The following is a 19,480-nucleotide window of genomic DNA, read 5'->3' as shown; positions in this document are numbered from 1 at the left end:
CAGTAGGCCGCGAATTATAGCGACGGTTTCTCGCCTGTGCTATCCGAAAACTCCGAAAGCGTTATATGAAGAAAAGTCGCGGCGAATTCCTCGGCCGCCAGCGGCAGGCTGACGATGTAGCCCTGGATCTGTTCGCAGCCTTCGGCTGCCAGGAATGCCTGTTGCGCCAGGTTTTCCACGCCCTCGGCAATCACCGTGAACTGCATGCTGCGACCCAGGGCGATGATGGCGCGCACGATGGCGGCGTCATGGGGATCGTCCGGCAGGCCGCGGACGAACGATTGGTCGATTTTCAGGATATCCAGTGGCAGGCGCTTGAGATAGCTGAGGGATGAGTAGCCGGTGCCGAAGTCGTCGATGGCCAGTTGCACGCCGAGGCGCTTGAGCTGGTGCAGTACTTCCAGGGCTTCTTCGGCCTGGCTCATGATGAAGTTTTCAGTGATCTCCAGTTGCAGGCAGCCGGGTCGCAGGTGGTTGTCCTTGAGCAACTGCTCGATGCGCGGCAGCAGGTTCGGCTGGCGCAGTTGGGCGCCGGCGAGGTTGACCGACAGGGGGCCGAAGTCGCCATAGCGCGTCGTCCAGCGCTGCATCTGGCGGCAGGCGCGCTCCAGCACCCAATCGCCGAGCTGGAGGATCATGCCGTTCTCTTCCGCCAGCGGGATGAAGTGCTCGGGCGGCACGTCGCCGAAGGTCGGGTGATGCCAGCGGATCAGGGCTTCGGCACCGACCAGGGCGCCGCTATCGAGGCTGACCTTGGGCTGGTAGTAGAGGAACAGTTCCTGGCGCTCGATGGCCCGCCGCAGTTCGTGCTCCAGGGCCACGCGCTCGCTGGCCTGGGCAGTGAGGTCGCGGGTATAGCTTTCGACGCGGTTGCGCCCCTTGGCCTTGGAGCGATACATGGCCGCATCGGCATTCTTGATCAGGGTGGCGACGTCGTTGCCATCCTTGGGATAGAGGCTGGTGCCGATGCTGGCGCTGATAAAGAACTCGTGCTCGCCGGCCTGGAACGGTGCACCGAAGCAGTTCAACAGTTTTTCGGCCAGGTACTCGGCGTCGCTGGGCTGTTGCAGGCCGGGCAGCAGGATGATGAATTCGTCGCCGCCGAGGCGGGCGACGGTGTCGATATCCCGCAACTGCTCCTTCAGGCGCAGGGCGATGCCCTTGAGCAGCAGGTCGCCGACCGGATGGCCGAGGCTGTCGTTGATGTGCTTGAAGCGGTCGAGATCGAGGAACAGCACCGCGCCCTGGCCGCCATTTTCCTGTTGGCTGTTGAGGGCGGCCAGCAACCGGCTTTCGAACAGGGTGCGGTTGGGCAGCCCGGTCAGCGGGTCGTGGTGGGCCTGGTAGTCGAGCCGCGCCTGGGCGTGTTTCAGGCTGGAGATATCGGCGAACACGGCAACGAAGTGGGTGATGAACTTGTCGCGATTGCGTACGGCGCTGATGGTCAACCAGCTAGGATAGAGCTCGCCGTTCTTGCGTCGGTTGTAGATCTCGCCCTGCCAGTGGCCTTCGGCGCTCAACTGGTGCCACATGGCGGCATAGAAGGCGCTGTCATGCTGGCCGGAAGCAAGCAGGCGCGGGGTGTGGCCGAGGGCTTCGGTTTCGCTGTAGCCGGTGATTTCGGTGAAGGCGCGGTTGACCGCGCTGATGTGCTGCTGGGTGTCGGTGATCAACACGCCTTCGGCCGTGCTTTCGAACACCGTGGCGGCCTGTTGCAGTTTTTCCTGCATGAGGTGGCGTTCGGTGATGTCCCGGGCGATTGTCAGCATGCAGTCTTCGCCGCCGATGGGCAGGGGCCGGCTGGAGACTTCGCAAAGGCGGATCTGCCCGTCGCTGCGGCGGATATGGCAACTGAAGTCGCGGACAAAACCGTCACGCAGCATCAGTTCGAGCATGTGCTTGCGTTCGTTCAGGTTGACCCAGATGCCCAGGTCCAGGGTCGAGCGGTCCAGCGAGCTGGCGCTGTTGTAGCCGGTGAGACGGCTGAAGCCCTCGTTGACCTCCATCAGCAGGCCGTCGCGCTGACGGCTCAGCAACAAGCCGTCGGGAGAGGCGTGGAAAGCCTTGGCAAACTTCTCCTCGGAGGTTTGCAGTTGCTGCTGGGTTTCCTTGAGCTGGCTGATATCCCGCACCACGACCACCAGGGCGGGCGTGGTATCGAGATCAAAGGGCTCGGCGGAAATCAGGCCTGTGAACAGTTGGCCATTGCTGCGCCGGAAGGGCATCTCCAGGTTACGGATGCTGCCGGCCTGCAGACGCTGCAGAAGCTCCGGGCCGACGCCCTCGATACCCCAGATGTTCAGTGAGGTGGCGGTGCGACCGACGACGTCTTGCGCGCTCAGGCCGATCTGTTCCTCGAAGGCTTCGTTGACCTCCAGCAGGCAACCGTCGGACAGGCGGGCGATCACCAGGATGTCCGGGCATTGTTGGAACACCGAGGCGAATTTCTGTTCCGACAGGCGCAGGGCCTCTTCGGTGCGCTTGGTTTCGCTGATGTCGATCATCAGCCCGCGCATGACCGGCTCGTGGCCGTGTTCGATCAGGCTGACGATGTCACGTACCCAGAGTACCCGGCCATCGGCGGTGATCACCCGGTAGTCGAGGCTGTGGTCGCGCCCGGCCAGGGTCTCATGGTCGCAGAAGGACTGGGCCCGGATCAGGTCGGCGGGGTGGGCGATGCTGCGCCAGAAGCCGGGCACCAGCCAGTGGGACAGCGGATAACCGAGTAGGGCCTCGGCGTGGGGCGAAACATAGGTGTAGGTGTAATCGCTCATGCGCGATTCCCAGGCGATCGCCGACAGGCTCTCCACTAGGCCGCGGTAGTGGTATTCGCTGCTGCGCAGTTCCTGTTCGAGAGCCACCCGCCGGGAGATTTCCGAACTCAGGCGCCGGTTGATACGGATCACCACCGCCAGCACGGTGATCAGCAGCAGGATGCCCGGCAGGCCGTAGACCAGGACATCGGGCCAGAACGAGGGATTGACCAGCACATTGCCGACCCAGCGCTTCTGGATGGCGTCGACTTCGCTGGGGCTCATGTCGGCCAGGACCTTGTCGAGGATGCCCACCAGGATCTTCTGTTCCTGCGGTACGCCCATTGCCAGCTGGTAGCGGTAGGGTGTTTCACCGCTGACATACAGCCCTTCGAGCTTGAGCTGGCGCAGGCTCCAGACGCTGGAGGCAAGGTCGCCCACTACGGCATCCACCTCGTCGGTGGCCAATGCCTGCAGGGCCGAGCTGACATTGGGCAGGGCCACCAGGTTCAGGTCCGGATGGTGGGTACGCAGCAGCTCATGGGGGGCGTAGTTCTCCACTACGGCGATCTTCAGACCGTAGAGTTCCTTCAGGTTGTGTGGCTGGGCGCCGCCCTCGTGGGCGAGGATGACAATCGGAAAGTCCAGGTAGGGGCGGGTGAAGGCCAGATAGCTCTGGCGTTCCGGCGTGGACATGACGCCGGGCAGCAGGTTGACCTGGTTGTTCCTGGCCAGTTGCAGCACGGCCGTCCAGCTCATGGGTTCGATGGGGTTGAGCTTGACGCCCAGGCGCTTCTCGACCAGCGCCATATAGTCGGCGGCCAGGCCCTGGTAATGGCCTTCTTCGTCGCGAAACTCGAAGGGCGGCCAGGACGCATCGACACCCAGGCGCAGGTCCGGATGGTTCGCCAGCCAGCTACGTTCATCATCGGTCAGAGTCAGCGCGCCAGCCGTTGCGGTCCAGGTGAGCAGCATCAGCAGAAGCAGGGCCGGCAGTCTGGGCATAACGTAACGGTCTCGTTATGGCACGGGGAATCATTCGAGTGTAGACGGGCTATTCGGGGAGGGGAGGCCGCTTTTGTCTCTGTGCAGAAAGCAAAACCCCCGGCGGGCCGGGGGTTTTGGTGTTACTCGTCGAGGAAGGAGCGCAGATGCTCGCTTCTCGTCGGGTGGCGCAGCTTGCGCAGCGCCTTGGCTTCGATCTGACGAATCCGCTCGCGGGTGACATCGAACTGCTTGCCGACTTCCTCAAGGGTGTGGTCGGTATTCATGTCGATGCCGAAGCGCATGCGCAGGACCTTGGCTTCACGGGCAGTGAGGCCGGAAAGGACTTCGCGGGTCGCTTCCTTGAGGCTCTCGACAGTGGCGACATCGATTGGCGACTGCATGGTCGAGTCTTCGATGAAGTCACCCAGATGAGAGTCTTCGTCATCACCGATCGGGGTTTCCATGGAGATCGGCTCTTTGGCGATCTTCAATACCTTGCGGATCTTGTCCTCAGGCATTTCCATGCGTTCGCCCAGCTCTTCCGGCGTCGGTTCGCGACCCATTTCCTGCAGCATCTGCCGGGAAATACGGTTGAGCTTGTTGATCGTCTCGATCATGTGCACCGGAATACGGATGGTGCGGGCCTGGTCGGCGATCGAGCGAGTGATCGCCTGACGGATCCACCAGGTGGCATAGGTCGAGAACTTGTAGCCACGACGGTATTCGAACTTGTCCACCGCTTTCATCAATCCGATGTTGCCTTCCTGGATCAGGTCGAGGAACTGCAGGCCACGGTTGGTGTACTTCTTGGCGATGGAGATCACCAGACGCAAGTTGGCTTCGACCATCTCTTTCTTCGCGCGGCGGGCCTTGGCCTCACCGATCGACATGCGACGGTTGATGTCCTTGATCTCGGCAATCGTCAGGCCGGTCTCGGCCTCGAGTGCGGTCAGCTTCTGCTGGCAACGGACGATGTCCGGCTGCAGACGGCCGATGGCTTCGGCGTACTTGCTCTTGCCTTTGGCCAGGGCATCGGTCCAGCTTTCGTCGATTTCGTTGCCCGGGAACTGGCGCAGGAAATCGGCACGCGGCATGCGGGCATCACGCACGCACAGCTGCATGATGGCGCGCTCTTGCTGACGCAGGCGATCCAGGGCGCTGCGAACACGCTCGACCAGGCCTTCGAATTGCTTCGGCACCAGTTTGATCGGCATGAACAGGTCGGCCAGGGCCAACAGTTCGGCGATTGCCGCCTTGTTGTGGCGACCGTGCTTTTTCAGGGCCTTGCGGGTGATCTCCATCTGATCGGCCACGGCGCCGAAGCGTTGTGCGGCGATGACCGGATCGGGACCGCTTTCGGCTTCTTCTTCGTCGTCACTGGCTTCGGCTTCATCGTCGTCGCTGTCATCGTCCGCTTTCGCGGCCTTGGCATCGATGGGCGGTGGAACTTCGGCAGCAGGCGGCGCAATGCCGTCGTCCGGGTCGATATAACCGCTGAGGACGTCGGACAGGCGGCCACCTTCGGTGGTGACGCGAGTGTACTCGGAGAGGATGTGTTCAACCGTGCCGGGGAAGTGCGCGATTGCGCCCATCACTTCACGGATGCCCTCTTCGATACGCTTGGCGATTTCGATTTCGCCTTCACGTGTGAGCAGCTCCACCGTGCCCATTTCGCGCATGTACATGCGCACTGGGTCGGTAGTGCGACCAATGTCGGTTTCCACGGCCGCCAACGCCGCAGCTGCTTCTTCGGCGGCTGCTTCGTCGGTGTCGGCTTCGGCCAACAAAAGGGCATCCGCATCCGGAGCACTCTCGAATACGTTGATCCCCATGTCGTTGATCATGCGGATGATGTCTTCCACCTGTTCCGGATCTGAAATATCCTCCGGCAGGTGGTCGTTGACCTCCGCGTAAGTCAGGTAACCCTGCTCACGACCACGGCTGATCAACTCTTTGAGGCGAGACTGCTGTTGCGCTTTTCCGGACATAACACCCTATCCACTGAAGGTCTTGGCGGGCAAAAAACAAGCCGAGGATTATACCCGAGCTATGACCTCACGCGCCAGTTGAGGTCGGGTTTGATGCAGGAAGATTGCGTTTTAGCAGGTCAAGCAACAAAGATTTCTCTTCGGCGCTCAACTCGCTTTGCCGCGATTTCCTGAGAAGTTGTTCCAGCTTTCGCTCGCGCTGGCGGGCTGACAAGCTAGTTATGGTGTCGAAAAACTGTTGTTCAAGGTTTTCTCCCTCGATCAGCCACTCCTTTTCCGCCAGGCGGGTCAGCAATCGGCCCTGTTCGGTGCCGTGCCAACGTGAGATCAACTGAAATGAGCTTAGCTTAGGATTCTTTTGCACGGCTTCGAGCAAGGCCACCAGAAGCTGTGTATTGGTGTTGTCTTCATCCGCGAAGTGACCGGCGGTCTCGACCTTCTCGGCCAGTTGCGGATGGTGGACCAGGGTCCGCAAGGCGGTCAGGGTCGGTGGTTCGACGGCGGCCGGGACTCTCGGGGCACGTGGCTGGTCGCGATCGCCGCCACGCTTGCCGTTCTTGTCCCAGGGTTTCTTGTCCCATTTCTTGCCGCCGGCGCCCGGTTTCTTCGGCGTCCATTCCTGCTGGGGCGCATAGGCCTCCTGCGGTTGGTGGTAGTCCGAATAGTCCGGGATGGCATCGTAGTCGATGCCGGGATCATAGGCCGGCGGCGGGGCGTCCAGCGGGGCGCTGTGGGCCAGTTGGCTGACGGTTTCGTTGGTCAGGCCGGTGATTTCCGTGAGGCGCTGGCGCATCAGGATCTTCAGGTTCGCCCCGGGAATCTTGTCGATCAGGGGTGCGGCGAGGGTGGCCATGTGCGCCTTGCCTTCCAGCGAGCGCGGATCGGCTTCTTCGGTCAGTTGCTGGAAGAAGTAGTCGGCCAGCGGTTGCGCGTGCTGGTTGATCCGCGCGCGGAAGGCGTCGGTGCCTTCGGCGCGGACCAGGGTGTCCGGGTCTTCGCCCTCGGGCAGGAACAGGAAGCGCGCGCGCCGTCCGTCCTGCAGGCTGGTCAGGGTCGCCTCGAGTGCGCGCCAGGCGGCATTGCGGCCGGCCTGGTCGCCGTCAAAGCAGAACAGCACGTTGGGCACGATGCGGAACAGCTTCTTCATGTGGTCTTCGCTGGTCGCGGTGCCGAGCGTCGCCACGGCGTTGCGCAGGCCTTGCTGGGCCAGGGCGATGACGTCCATGTAGCCCTCGACGACGATGATCTCGTCGAGGTTGCGGTTGTTCTTGCGGGCCTCGAACAGGCCGTAGAGCTCCTGGCCCTTGTGAAACACCGGGGTTTCCGGCGAGTTCAGGTACTTGGGCTTGTCGTCGCCGAGCACCCGGCCGCCGAAGGCGATGATGCGGCCGCGGCTGTCGCGGATCGGGAACATTACGCGATCGCGGAAGCGGTCATAGCGTTTGCCCGTTTCGGCGTTCTCGATCAGCAGGCCGGCGTCGATCATGGCTTTCTGTTGCAGCGTGTCGCTGGACAGGTGCTTGAACAGGTTGTCCCAGCCTGGCGGGGCAAAACCCAGGCCGAAGTCGCGGGCGATTTCCCCGGTCAGGCCGCGGCCCTTGAGGTAGTCCACGGCGGCCTTGCGCGCCGGGTGGCTTTTCAGTGCCTGGCGATAGAAGTCGGCGGCCGCGGTCAGCAGCGGGTAGAGCGGCGAGTCGGTCGGCTGGCGCGGCTTGTGTGGCCGGCCGCTTTCCTCGCGGGGGATCTCCATGCCGGCGGCTTTCGCCAGTTCCTCGACGGCCTGGGGGAAGTCCAGGTTGTCGTGGTCCATGATGAAGCCGAGGGCGTTGCCTCCCGCGCCGCAGCCAAAGCAGTAGTAGAACTGCTTGTCCGGGCTGACGCTGAAGGACGGGGTCTTTTCCTTGTGGAACGGGCAGCAGGCGGTGTAGTTCTTGCCGGCCTTTTTCATTTGCACGCGCGAGCTGACCACGTCGACAATGTCGGTGCGGTTCAGAAGGTCGTCAATGAAGCTCTGGGGAATCAACCCGGCCATGGCGTTCTCGTCGTTGCTGCGCTGCAAGGAGATCCCGAAAGGGGCTGGACGTCGTCGGGGCGTGCAGGCATATGCGCTGCTCGATCATTCGTCGTCTGCTCAATCATCGTCGGGAAGTGTATCTGCCGAAAACTCACTGACCTTAATTTCAATCAGCCTTTCAGGTTTCGATTTATAACTGTCGCTGTCGGGCGCGCCGCAGGTCAAGGTGACCACGCAATGCCGCAAGCTGGAAAGGGTGTGCTCGTCGGTAGCCTTGGCAGGCTCGTCAGTAAAGACGCGCACCACTGGCAAGAAGCCAGTTCTGACGTGATGAAGCGGGTTCGTCTGGGTCGCATCGGCGGCTTTGACGGTGAAGCATCAAGCGATATCCGCAAATGCCATTAGCCCGGCTGAGGGCCGGGCTTGGCAGAAGCTTGCAACGAACGTCTGTGTATTAGTACAGACGAACGGCGCGGCGCTGTTCGCGCTGAACTTTCTTGGCGTGACGCTTGACAGCAGCTGCTGCTTTGCGCTTACGCTCGGAAGTCGGCTTCTCGTAAAATTCGCGGCTACGAACTTCAGCCAGAACACCGGCTTTTTCGCAGGAGCGCTTGAAACGACGCAGAGCTACGTCGAAGGGTTCGTTCTCTTTAACTTTGACGGCTGGCATCCAGAGCTACCTTCATTCATTACCGGGGTCAACGTCCTCAGGCAAAAGCGCACTGGAGATCGTCGGTTTTTAAGGGTTGCGGATGTTAACCCCTCAACGTCAGGAATGCAAAGCCTCTGATCGAAAACCGCTGGTCGGGGCCCTGAGTGGCGACTATTATGCGCGCCTTCGAATTCAGCCTCAGGGCGTAAACCCATGCTAGTACTGGGATTGGAAACTTCCTGCGACGAAACCGGTGTCGCGCTGTACGACAGTGAACGCGGACTCCTGGCCGATGCGCTGTTCAGTCAGATCGACCTGCATCGGGCCTACGGCGGCGTGGTGCCGGAGCTGGCCTCCCGTGATCACGTCAAGCGCATGCTGCCGCTGATTCGCCAGGTGCTGGCCGAGGCCGACTGCGTGCCGACCGAGATCGATGCGATCGCCTATACCGCCGGCCCGGGCCTGGTCGGCGCCTTGCTGGTCGGCGCTTCGTGTGCCCAGGCGCTGGCCTTTGCCTGGGGGATTCCGGCCCTGGGCGTGCATCACATGGAAGGCCATCTGTTGGCGCCGATGCTGGAAGCGCAGCCGCCGGAGTTCCCGTTCGTCGCCTTGCTGGTCTCGGGCGGTCATACGCAGCTGGTTCGTGTCGATGGCATCGGTCAGTACGAGCTGCTGGGCGAGAGCCTGGACGATGCCGCCGGCGAGGCCTTCGACAAGACGGCGAAGATGATCGGCCTCAATTATCCGGGCGGGCCGGAAATTGCCCGCCTGGCGGAGCGGGGCGTGTCCGGACGTTTCGTCTTTCCGCGGCCGATGTGCGACCGACCGGGCCTGGCGTTCAGCTTCAGCGGCCTGAAGACCTTCGCGCTCAACACCTGGCAGCAGTGTGTCAGCACTGGGGACGACGGTGAGCAAACCCGTTGCGACATCTCGCTGGCCTTCCAGCAGGCAGTGGTGGAGACTTTGACCGTCAAGTGCAAGCGGGCATTGAAGCAGACGGGCATGAAGCGCCTGGTGATCGCCGGCGGCGTCAGCGCCAACAAGGCCTTGCGCGCGTCGCTGGAGAAAATGCTCGGTGAGATGCAGGGCAATGTGTTCTACGCCCGTCCTGAGTTCTGTACCGATAACGGCGCGATGATCGCCTTTGCCGGTTGCCAGCGGTTGCAGGCAGGGCAGCAGGAGACCCTGGCGATCAGCGTGCAGGCGCGTTGGCCGATGGAGCAGCTGTCGCCGCTTTGATGGCTGGCCAGCGACCGGGTTGAAGTGTTTTCACGCTCGACGATCAGAAATGTCGTTCGCGACCGGCAAAGAGGTCGCGTAGATTGCCACGGTGGCGCCAGACGATCAGGCCGGTCAGCACGCTCATCGGCAACAGCGCCGCCGGTTCCTGCCAGGCCAGCAGCGGCAGGGTCAGCGGTGTCGCGATCAAGGCCGCGAGCGAGCTGGTGCGGGTGAGGTAGAAGGTCAGGATCCAGGCGGCGATGGCCAGCAGGGCGGCAGGTGGGTAAAGCCCCAGCAGCATGCCGGCGGCCGTCGCGACGCCTTTGCCTCCGCGAAAGCGGAAGTAGAGCGGGAACAGATGGCCGAGGACGGCGCAGAGTCCGACCCAGGCCTGTTGTTGCAGTGACAGCCCGGCGAGCCCGGCGATCAGCACGGGCAGCAGGCCCTTGAGCAGGTCGCCGAGCAGCGTCAGGATCGCCAGCTTCTTGCCGGCCAGGCGCAGCATGTTGGTTGCGCCGGCATTGCCCGAGCCACTCATTCGCGGATCGGGGTTTCCGGTCAGGCGGCTGAGCAAAATGGCAAAGGACAGAGAGCCGAGCAGGTAGGCGAGGATCGCCAGTAACCAAAACATGCTAACTATTCCGGGCGAGGACGCCCTGATTCTAACGGCGCATTGCGCCCTTGTCGTGCTGTGGAGAAGAGCGCTTGGACAGAGTGTTTATCGAGGGCCTGGAAGTCGACACCGTGATCGGTGCCTATGACTGGGAGCGCGGCATCAAGCAGTGCCTGCGTCTTGACCTCAGTTTCGCCTGGGACAACCGTCCGGCGGCCGCGGGTGACGACCTGACCCTGGCGCTCGACTATGCCAGCGTATCGGCGCGTATCCAGGCCTTTGCCGGGCAATCGCAGTTCCAGCTGGTGGAAACCTTCGCCGAGCGCCTGGCCGAAGTGCTGATGAGCGAGTTCCAGATCCCCTGGTTGCACCTCAAGCTGACCAAGCCGGGTGCCGTCGCGGCCGCCAGGGGCGTGGGCGTGGAGATCGAGCGCGGATGTCGCTAACTCAGGTTTATCTCGGGCTCGGCAGCAATATCGAGCGCGAAACCCACTTGTGCGCCGGCCTTGATGCGCTGTCCGGCTTTCTGCTGGATATTCGTTGCTCGCCGGTGTTCGAAAGCCAGCCGGTGGGGATCAAGAGCGGGCCGTTCTTCAATCTGGTGGTGTCGGCAGTGACCGACCTGCCGTTGCTGGAGCTGGATCGTCGGTTGAAGTTCATCGAGGCCGACAACGGCCGGTATGCGCCGGACCGCAAGGGCCTGCCGCTGGATATCGATGTCTTGCTGTATGGCGAGCAGGTGGGGAATTTCGATGGGTTGATCCTGCCCCGTGCGGAAATTCTGAAAAATGCCTTTGTCTTGTGGCCATTGTCGTTGATCGCGCCGACAAAGCTGCATCCTGAAGTGGGCAGGAGCTTTGCCGCGCTATGGCAGGAAGCGGGTATCGATCAGGTGTTGGCGCCGGTTGCGTTCGAGTGGCGTGGTACCCGGTTGACCCCCACGGATCTGTTGCAAGGGCCGGCTTGACCTCGTCATCACGGCCCGCGCGGTCCTTGTAGGAGCTGGCTTGCCAGCGATGAGGGCCTAGAGCCTTGTGATGCCTATTTGGTCGCCATCGCCAGCAAGCCGGCTCCCACCGGATTCGCGATCAGCCAATGCCCTTTTCTTTGTAGGCCTTGATGGCTTTCAGCCGCTCGCGCTTGAGGGCTTCACCCAATTCAGGCCCTTTGAAGCCTTTTTCCAGCAACGGCTGAACCGCGACGGCCTTGGCGACCGCCGCCGCACCGCGTAAATAATCGGCCTGCGGATAATCCCGCTGTTCGAGGCCCTGGCGACCCCGGGCATCCATCTCGCAGGCGGCGATAAATTCCTCGAAACGCTGCGGGCGGCGATAAACGTCGAAGCTCTGCAACAGTTCCAGCAAGGTCGAGGGCTTCAGCTCCAGGGCGCGATGACCGTGGGTGTGGTATTCGCCCACCAGCAAGGCCAGTTCCTGGCAGTCGCGAGGGGCCTTGTAGCGTTCATTGACCGCCTTGATCAGTTTCAGTCCCTTGAACTCATGGGCGATGTGTCGTGGCCATTCGCTCTCGGGCGTGAGGCCTTTCCCCAGGTCATGCAGCAGGCAGGCCCAGCGCACGGTCAATGGCTGCCGATGGCGGGCGGCCTGCTCCAGCACGCTCAGGGTGTGGATGCCGCTGTCGATTTCGGGGTGGTGAGCCTCGGGTTGCGGTACACCGAACAGGGCATCGACTTCGGGAAACAGTACCGCCAACGCACCACACTCGCGCAGTACCTCGAGAAACACCTGGGGCTGGTCTTCCATCAGGGCGCGGGAAATTTCCTTCCAGCTGCGTTCGGGTGTCAGGGCCTGGAGTTCGCCGGATTCAGCCAGTTGGCGCATCAGGGCCAGGGTCTGCGGTGCGACCTTGAAGCCCAGGCCGGCGTAGCGTGCGGCAAAGCGGGCCACGCGCAGGACTCGCAGGGGATCTTCGGCGAACGCGGGGGAAACGTGACGGAGTATGCGGGCTTCGAGATCCTGCTGGCCATGATAGGGATCGGTCAGCTTGCCATGGTCGTCCTCGGCCATGGCATTGATCGTCAGGTCGCGGCGGATCAGGTCTTCTTCGAGGGTGACCTCGGGGCTGGCATGGAAAGTAAAGCCGCCGTAGCCGCGTCCGCTTTTGCGTTCGGTGCGGGCCAGGGCATATTCCTCGCCGCTCCTGGGGTGGAGAAAGACTGGGAAATCGGCGCCGACCGGGCGAAAACCCTGGGCGAGCATCTCTTCAGTGGTTGCACCGACCACGACCCAGTCGATATCGGTGACGGGTTGGCCCAGCAGGCGATCGCGAACCGCGCCGCCGACTTTATAGATCTGCATGAAAAACCTCCGTTAGCGCGACAGGATAACCTGTGTGTCCGGCCAACGGAGGCATCGTGTGTGCTCAGAGGTGAATGACGGCCAGGTCCAGTCGACCGTATTCGCCTTCGCTGTGCTCGCCTCTGGGCGGGACGTGGTGGGTCTTCATGATCTGGTCGCCCTGCAGGGTTTCCAGGTGGATGTCGAAGCCCCAGAGGCGGTGCAGGTGCTTGAGTACTTCCTCCGTCGAGTCGCCCAGGGGTTTGCGGTCGTGCTGTTGGTGGCGCAGGGTCAGGGAGCGGTCGCCACGACGGTCGATGCTCCAGATCTGCACGTTGGGTTCGCGGTTACCGAGGTTGTATTGCGCGGCAAGGGTTTCCCGAATGGTCCTGTAGCCGCCTTCGTCATGGATGGCCGGGACCAGCAGGTCGTCGCGCTGGTCGTCGTCGAGGATGCTGAACAGCTTGAGGTCGCGGATCACCTTGGGCGACAGGTACTGCAGGATAAAACTCTCGTCCTTGAAGCTGCTCATGGCGAACTTGATGCTGGACAGCCAGTCGCTGCCGGCCAGGTCCGGGAACCAGCGACGATCCTCCTCCGTCGGTTCCTCGCACATCCGCCGGATATCCCGGTACATGGCGAAGCCCAGGGCGTAGGGGTTGATCCCGCTGTAGTAGGGGCTGTCGAAGCCGGGCTGGAAGACCACGCTGGTGTGGGAGGTGAGGAACTCCATCATGAAGCCCTCGGTGACCAGCCCTTCGTCGTAGAGGTCGTTCATCAGGGTGTAGTGCCAGAACGTCGCCCAGCCCTCGTTCATCACCTGGGTCTGGCGCTGCGGATAGAAGTACTGGGCGATCTTGCGCACGATCCGCACGATTTCCCGTTGCCACGGCTCCAGCAGCGGCGCGTGTTTTTCGATGAAGTAGAGGATGTTTTCCTGGGGTTCGGCGGGGAAGCGCGCATTGTCCTTGTCGCTGAACTTGTCCGCGCCCTTGGGAATGGTGCGCCACAGGTCGTTGATCTGCTTTTGCAGGTGCTCTTCACGATCCTTCTGCCGCCGCCGTTCTTCTTCCGCGGAGATCGGGTAAGGCCGTTTGTAGCGGTCGACGCCGTAGTTCATCAGGGCGTGGCAGGAGTCGAGCAGGTCCTCCACCGCATCGATGCCGTGGCGTTCCTCGCATTGCATGATGTACTGCTTGGCGAAGACCAGGTAATCGATGATCGAGCTGGCATCGGTCCAGGTCCGGAACAGGTAGTTGCCCTTGAAGAAGCTGTTATGGCCGTAACAGGCATGGGCCACCACCAGTGCCTGCATGCAGATGGTGTTTTCCTCCATCAGGTAGGCGATGCAGGGGTCGGAGTTGATCACGATTTCGTAGGCCAGGCCCATCTGGCCCCGGCTGTAGGACTTTTCCGTGCTGAGGAAGTGCTTGCCGTAGGACCAGTGGTGGTAGCCCAGGGGCATGCCCACCGAGGCATAGGCATCCATCATCTGCTCGGCGGTGATCACTTCGATCTGGTTGGGGTAGGTGTCCAGGGCATAACGTTCCGCGATACGGCTGATTTCGCGGTCGTAGGCCTGGATCAGCTCGAACGTCCATTCCGAACCGGTGGAAATGGGTTGGCGCCTCTGTTGTTTCTGCTCTCTGGCGGTCATGTCACTAACCTGCGCTGGAAGAGTTCACGGAAGACCGGATAGATATCGCCGGCCGACACCAGCTGCTGCTGGGCAAACGTATCGCTGAACGCCTCGCTGATGCGCTCGTATTCGTACCACAGGGCCTGGTGTTCGCGGGGGGTGATCTCTACGTAAGTGTAGTACTGCACGAACGGCATGATCTGGTTGATCAGGATATCGCGGCAGATCGGCGAGTCGTCGTTCCAGTTGTCGCCGTCGGAGGCTTGGGCCGCGTAGATGTTCCATTCATTGGTCGGGTAGCGCTCGGCCATGATCTCCTGCATCAGCTTCAGGGCGCTGGAGACGATGGTGCCGCCGGTTTCCCGCGAATAGAAGAACTCCTCCTCGTCCACTTCCCGGGCGCTGGTGTGATGGCGGATGAACACCACTTCGATCTTGTCGTAGTTCCGCTTGAGGAACAGGTACAGCAGGATGAAGAAGCGCTTGGCGATATCCTTGGTGGCTTGGGTCATGGAGCCGGAGACGTCCATCAGGCAGAACATCACGGCCTTGGAGCTGGGGTTGGGTTGCTTGACCAGCAGGTTGTATTTCAGGTCGAAGGTGTCGAGGAACGGCACGCGATGAATGCGTGCGCTGAGTTTCTCGATTTCTGCCTCGATTTCCTGGATATCGCCGAAATTGTCCGGTTCTTCGCGTCTCAGTCGCTCAAGTTCGGCCTTGGCCTCCTTGAGTTTCGCGCGACTGCTGCCGGACAGGGCGATCCGCCGCGCATGGGCCGAGCGCAGGGTCCGGATGATATTGATGCGCGAAGGGTTGCCTTCGTTGCTGATCCCGGCGCGGACGGTCTTGAAGGTGTCGGTGCCGGTGAGATTGCGTTTGACCAGGTTCGGCAGCTCCAGGTCTTCGAACATGAATTCGAGGAATTCTTCCTGGGTGATCTGGAAGACGAACTCGTCCATCCCTTCGCCGGAGTTGCCGGCCTTGCCGGGACCGCGCCCACCGCCTCCGCCCGGCGGCCGGGGGATATGTTCGCCGCTGGTGAATTCCTTGTTGCCGGGATGGACCACGGTCTGTTTGCCGCCACGACCATGGTGCAGTACCGGCTCATCGATATCGCGACCGGGAATGCTGATCTGCTCGCCGTGTTCCATATCGGTGATGGAACGGCGGCTCACGGCTTCCTCGACCGCCTTTTTGATATGGTCACGATAACGCCGCAGGAAGCGCTGACGGTTCACCGTGCTCTTGTTCTTGCCATTGAGACGTCGGTCGATCACATAGCTCATGGGGAGCCCTCCGGGCAGCTTCAAGTTACAAGCTTCCAGCGGCAGGCTGGAAGCTTAAAGACAAGCGGTCGGCCGCGACGGTCGCAGGCACGTTCGGCAACGTGCCCGGGACCTGCAGCCTGGCGCTTGCAGCTGCCTTTACTGCGACTTCCTGACCCGCAGGTACCACTCGGAGAGCAGGCGTACCTGTTTGTCGGTGTAGCCGCGTTCGACCATGCGTGTGACGAAGTCGTTGTGTTTCTGCTGGTCCTCCTTGCTGGCCTTGGCGTTGAAGCTGATGACCGGCAGCAGGTCCTCGGTGTTGGAGAACATTTTCTTCTCGATCACCACCCGCAGCTTCTCGTAGCTGAGCCAGGTCGGGTTCTTGCCATTGTTGTTGGCCCGGGCGCGCAGGACGAAGTTGACGATCTCGTTGCGGAAATCCTTCGGATTGCTGATGCCGGCCGGTTTTTCGATTTTTTCCAGTTCCTCGTTCAGGGCGACGCGATTGAGGATTTCGCCGGTTTCCGGGTCGCGGTATTCCTGGTCCTGGATCCAGAAGTCGGCGTACAGCACATAACGATCGAAGATGTTCTGGCCGTACTCGCTGTAGGACTCCAGGTACGCGGTCTGGATTTCCTTGCCGATGAACTCGATATAGCGTGGCGCCAGGTATTCCTTGAGGAAGCGCAGGTAGCGCTCGCGGGTTTCGGCCTGGAACTGTTCCTGTTCGATCTGCTGCTCCAGTACGTACAGCAGGTGTACCGGGTTGGCGGCGATTTCATGGGGATCGAAGTTGAAGACCTTCGACAGGATCTTGAAGGCGAAGCGGGTCGACAGGCCGTTCATGCCTTCGTCGACGCCCGCGCTGTCGCGGTATTCCTGGATCGACTTGGCCTTCGGATCGGTGTCCTTGAGATTTTCGCCGTCGTAGACCCGCATTTTCGAGTAGATGTTCGAGTTTTCCGGCTCCTTGAGGCGCGAAAGCACGGTGAACTGGGCGAGCATCTTCAGGGTGTCGGGGGCGCAATGGGCCTTGGCCAGGGAGCTGTTGAACAGCAGCTTGTCGTAGATCTTCACTTCGTCGCTGACCCGCAGGCAGTACGGCACCTTGACGATGTAGATCCGGTCGATGAAGGCTTCGTTGTTCTTGTTGTTGCGGAAGGTGTGCCACTCCGATTCGTTGGAGTGGGCCAGCAGGATCCCGGTGAACGGGATCGCGCCGAGGCCTTCGGTACTGTTGTAGTTGCCTTCCTGGGTCGCGGTCAGCAGCGGGTGGAGCACCTTGATCGGTGCCTTGAACATTTCCACGAATTCCATCAGGCCCTGGTTGGCCCGGCACAGTGCGCCCGAATAGCTGTAGGCATCGGCGTCGTTCTGCGGGAACTCTTCCAGCTTGCGGATATCGACCTTGCCCACGAGCGCGGAGATGTCCTGGTTGTTCTCGTCGCCCGGCTCGGTCTTGGCCACGCCGATCTGGTTGAGGATCGAAGGGTAGAGCTTGACCACGCGGAACTGACTGATGTCGCCGCCGAATTCGGCCAGGCGCTTGGTGGCCCACGGCGACATGATGGTGTTCAGGTAGCGGCGGGGGATACCGAAGTCTTCCTCGAGGATCGCGCCATCTTCCGTGGCGTTGAACAGACCCAGCGGCGACTCGAAGACCGGCGAGCCCTTGATGGCATAGAAGGGGACTTTCTCGATCAGCTGTTTCAGTTTCTCGGCCAGGGATGACTTGCCGCCCCCAACGGGACCGAGCAGGTAGAGGATCTGTTTCTTCTCTTCCAGGCCCTGGGCGGCGTGGCGGAAATACGAAACGATCTGGTCGATGCATTCTTCCATCCCGTGGAAGTCTTCAAAGGCCGGATAGCGACGGATCACCTTGTTGGAGAAGATGCGCGACAACCGTGAGTTGGTGGACGTGTCCAGCAGTTCGGGTTCGCCGATTGCCAGTAGCAGCCTTTCGGCTGCCGACGCGTAGGCGCTGCGATCCTTTTTGCACAGCTCGAGATACTCCTGCAGCGTGAGTTCTTCTTGCCGTGTGGATTCGAAGCGTTGTTGGAAATGGCTGAATATGCTCATGACGTCACCTCGCTCGATACTTGGAGCCGGTGCCGGATCAGTCAGTCAAGTGCTGGCATGCAACCGCGGAACAGTTGCTGTTTACCCCCCAGAACACCTCCAAGGCGACGATAGCCTTGAAAATTACTACCGATGACCCGTACGCCGGTGTACCGGCTCTCCCCTGATTTGGATGGCCTGGGCTTAAGGATAGTTCGGAATCCGGGAGATCAAGGTGAGATGCGCAATTAGTTGCGCCTGACCGTTCGTCAGCAAACGCTCTAGCCCGCTATTGGCGCGGGCTGGAGCGAAAGAAAAAAATTATTCGGAATTATCCTGGGCTGTTTCCGACGGAAAGGTCGTACGCCACAGTTCGAAGCCGCCGTCCAGGCTGTAGACCTCGGAGAAGCCCTGGCTGACCAGATAGGCCGCCGCCCCCTGGCTGGAATTGCCGTGGTAGCAGCACACCACCAGGGGTTGGTCGAGGTCGGCCTTGGCGATGAAATCGTGCAGGGAGTGATTGTCCAGGTGCTTGGAACCGCTGATGTGGTTCTGGGCAAACGCCTGCGGATCGCGGACGTCGACGACCACGGCACCTTGCTCGCGCAGGGCCTGGGCTTGTTCGGGGGGAATGCGTTTGAATTCGCTCATCATGGGCTCCGTCTGGGGCGAGTAGGTCGTACAGTTTAGCGATAGAGCCAGGCCCTGAATCGCTCGGCCAGGGTCGGGGGCGGCGCGACGCCGCCCTGGGTGTCACATTTGCAGGTCAGGCGTTCGTCGGTATCGACGTTCATCAGGGTCATGGCGCCGCCCCAGACGCAACCGGTATCGAGGGCAAAGATCCCCGGCTCGTCGCACTGGCCTTCGAGGGCCGCCCAATGGCCGAAGATGATTTTCAGGCCCTGGGTCTTGCGTTCCTTGTAGCTGAACCACGGGGCATAGCCGGCCGGCGCGGTGTCGGCGCCTTCCTTGCCCTTGAGGTCGAGCTTGCCTTCGGCGGTGCAGAAGCGCATGCGGGTGAAGTAGTTGGTGATCACCCGCAGGCGTGCGACACCTTGCAGATCGCCGTCCCACTTGTTCGGCTCGTTGCCGTACATGCCGTCCAGGAACGGCGCGAACAGATTGTCGTCGCGCAGGGCTTCTTCGACCTCGGCGGCGAGCTTCAGGGCTTTCTTGAGCGTCCATTGCGGTGGAATGCCAGCATGGACCAGGGCCACGTTGCGCTCCGGATCATGGTGCAGCAGTTTTTGCCGGCGCAACCAGTCGAGCAGTTCCGGACCATCGGCAGCGTCGAGGATCTCGCGCAGGGTGTCGCTTTTCTTCAGGCGCTCGATGTTCCGCGCGGCAGCCAGCAGGTGCAGGTCGTGGTTGCCGAGCACGCAGACCAGGGATTCACGCATTCCATAAAGGAAGCGCAGGGTTTCCAGGGATTGCGGGCCGCGATTGACCAGGTCGCCCACCAGCCACAGGCGATCCTGTGCAGGGTCGAAGCTGACCCGCTCCAGCAGGCATTTGAGCGGTTCCAGGCAGCCTTGCAGATCGCCAACGGCGTATACCGCCATCAGTGCAGGGCTCCGGGTACGGCCAGGCGGAACGGTGCGATGATCGCATCGAAGTGCTGGCCGTCCTCGGCGAGCATCTGGTAGCTGCCCTGCATGTTGCCGACCTTGGTCGTCATCACCGTGCCGCTGCTGTAGGTGTGGCTGTCGCCGGCTTCGATCAGCGGCTGCTGGCCGACCACGCCGGCACCACGGACTTCCTCGACATGGCCGTCGCCATCGGTGATCACCCAGTGCCGTGAGAGCAGTCGGGCCGGGAGCTGGCCGTTGTTCTGCACGGTAATGGTGTAGGCAAAGGCGAAACGGTTCTGCTCGGGCTGTGATTGTTCAGCGAGGAAGCGGGTGACGACGCTGACGTCGACCTGGTAGCGGGGATCGGACATGCGAAAGGCCTTGGAAGCAAAAGCGGAAGACACGACTGGTGGTGCTCA

General features: G+C 61.6%; 16 protein-coding genes. 3 read left to right on the top strand and 13 right to left on the bottom strand.

Annotated features, from left to right (window positions below; translation table 11 throughout):
* Positions 1 to 14: 14 nt before the first annotated feature.
* The 5 genes from KI243_RS29745 to rpsU all read right to left on the bottom strand — a co-directional run bounded on the left by KI243_RS29745 (position 15) and on the right by rpsU (position 8,412).
* Positions 15 to 3,758, bottom strand: coding sequence for an EAL domain-containing protein (locus KI243_RS29745; protein ID WP_017128700.1), 3,744 nt, complete (start codon positions 3,756 to 3,758; stop codon positions 15 to 17).
* A gap of 122 nt (positions 3,759 to 3,880) precedes the next feature.
* Complete coding sequence (gene rpoD, locus KI243_RS29740; RefSeq protein WP_017128699.1) at positions 3,881 to 5,728, bottom strand: RNA polymerase sigma factor RpoD; 1,848 nt, start codon at positions 5,726 to 5,728, stop codon at positions 3,881 to 3,883.
* 67 nt (positions 5,729 to 5,795) lie between these two features.
* Complete coding sequence (gene dnaG, locus KI243_RS29735) at positions 5,796 to 7,760, bottom strand: DNA primase (protein WP_177084770.1); 1,965 nt, start codon at positions 7,758 to 7,760, stop codon at positions 5,796 to 5,798.
* Between the two features lie 99 nt (positions 7,761 to 7,859).
* Positions 7,860 to 8,054, bottom strand: coding sequence for a hypothetical protein (locus tag KI243_RS29730; protein ID WP_146049139.1), 195 nt, complete (start codon positions 8,052 to 8,054; stop codon positions 7,860 to 7,862).
* A 142-nt stretch (positions 8,055 to 8,196) separates the two neighbouring features.
* Positions 8,197 to 8,412, bottom strand: a complete 216-nt coding sequence (gene rpsU / locus KI243_RS29725; RefSeq protein WP_002551877.1) for a 30S ribosomal protein S21 — start codon at positions 8,410 to 8,412, stop codon at positions 8,197 to 8,199.
* Between the two features lie 195 nt (positions 8,413 to 8,607).
* Here rpsU and tsaD point away from each other — a divergent pair, with 195 nt between their 5' ends.
* Positions 8,608 to 9,633, top strand: a complete 1,026-nt coding sequence (gene tsaD, locus KI243_RS29720; RefSeq protein ID WP_212810193.1) for a tRNA (adenosine(37)-N6)-threonylcarbamoyltransferase complex transferase subunit TsaD — start codon at positions 8,608 to 8,610, stop codon at positions 9,631 to 9,633.
* A gap of 43 nt (positions 9,634 to 9,676) precedes the next feature.
* Here tsaD and plsY read toward each other — a convergent pair whose 3' ends face one another.
* Positions 9,677 to 10,246, bottom strand: a complete 570-nt coding sequence (plsY, locus tag KI243_RS29715; protein WP_017128695.1) for a glycerol-3-phosphate 1-O-acyltransferase PlsY — start codon at positions 10,244 to 10,246, stop codon at positions 9,677 to 9,679.
* A gap of 74 nt (positions 10,247 to 10,320) precedes the next feature.
* Between plsY and folB the strand changes: the two genes are divergently transcribed.
* Positions 10,321 to 10,674 carry a dihydroneopterin aldolase gene (folB, locus tag KI243_RS29710; RefSeq protein ID WP_017128694.1) on the top strand — a complete coding sequence of 118 codons (354 nt, stop codon included), beginning with the start codon at positions 10,321 to 10,323 and terminating at the stop codon, positions 10,672 to 10,674.
* Positions 10,665 to 11,195 (top strand): 2-amino-4-hydroxy-6-hydroxymethyldihydropteridine diphosphokinase, encoded by a 531-nt coding sequence (gene folK / locus KI243_RS29705; RefSeq protein ID WP_017128693.1) that lies wholly within the window; start codon positions 10,665 to 10,667, stop codon positions 11,193 to 11,195. Before folB ends, folK begins: the two co-directional genes overlap by 10 nt.
* A gap of 121 nt (positions 11,196 to 11,316) precedes the next feature.
* Here the strand turns inward: folK and KI243_RS29700 are convergent, their stop codons facing one another.
* The 7 genes from KI243_RS29700 to apaG all read right to left on the bottom strand — a co-directional run bounded on the left by KI243_RS29700 (position 11,317) and on the right by apaG (position 19,432).
* Positions 11,317 to 12,546, bottom strand: coding sequence for a multifunctional CCA addition/repair protein (locus tag KI243_RS29700; RefSeq protein ID WP_017128692.1), 1,230 nt, complete (start codon positions 12,544 to 12,546; stop codon positions 11,317 to 11,319).
* A 64-nt stretch (positions 12,547 to 12,610) separates the two neighbouring features.
* Positions 12,611 to 14,182, bottom strand: coding sequence for a SpoVR family protein (locus tag KI243_RS29695; RefSeq protein WP_017128691.1), 1,572 nt, complete (start codon positions 14,180 to 14,182; stop codon positions 12,611 to 12,613).
* Complete coding sequence (locus KI243_RS29690) at positions 14,179 to 15,450, bottom strand: YeaH/YhbH family protein (RefSeq protein ID WP_017128690.1); 1,272 nt, start codon at positions 15,448 to 15,450, stop codon at positions 14,179 to 14,181. The genes KI243_RS29695 and KI243_RS29690 overlap by 4 nt, the downstream gene beginning before the upstream one ends.
* A gap of 138 nt (positions 15,451 to 15,588) precedes the next feature.
* Positions 15,589 to 17,511, bottom strand: a complete 1,923-nt coding sequence (locus tag KI243_RS29685; protein ID WP_017128689.1) for a PrkA family serine protein kinase — start codon at positions 17,509 to 17,511, stop codon at positions 15,589 to 15,591.
* 300 nt (positions 17,512 to 17,811) lie between these two features.
* Entirely contained in the window at positions 17,812 to 18,141 is a 330-nt protein-coding gene (glpE, locus tag KI243_RS29680) for a thiosulfate sulfurtransferase GlpE (protein ID WP_017128688.1), read from the bottom strand.
* A gap of 35 nt (positions 18,142 to 18,176) precedes the next feature.
* Complete coding sequence (locus KI243_RS29675; RefSeq protein WP_017128687.1) at positions 18,177 to 19,052, bottom strand: symmetrical bis(5'-nucleosyl)-tetraphosphatase; 876 nt, start codon at positions 19,050 to 19,052, stop codon at positions 18,177 to 18,179.
* Positions 19,052 to 19,432 (bottom strand): Co2+/Mg2+ efflux protein ApaG, encoded by a 381-nt coding sequence (apaG, locus tag KI243_RS29670; RefSeq protein WP_017128686.1) that lies wholly within the window; start codon positions 19,430 to 19,432, stop codon positions 19,052 to 19,054. Before apaG ends, KI243_RS29675 begins: the two co-directional genes overlap by 1 nt.
* Positions 19,433 to 19,480: the final 48 nt, after the last annotated feature.

This window comes from Pseudomonas sp. Ost2 (genome assembly GCF_018326065.1).
Classification (GTDB): domain Bacteria; phylum Pseudomonadota; class Gammaproteobacteria; order Pseudomonadales; family Pseudomonadaceae; genus Aquipseudomonas; species Aquipseudomonas gingeri.
This window is presented reverse-complemented; position numbering and strand designations above follow the sequence as displayed.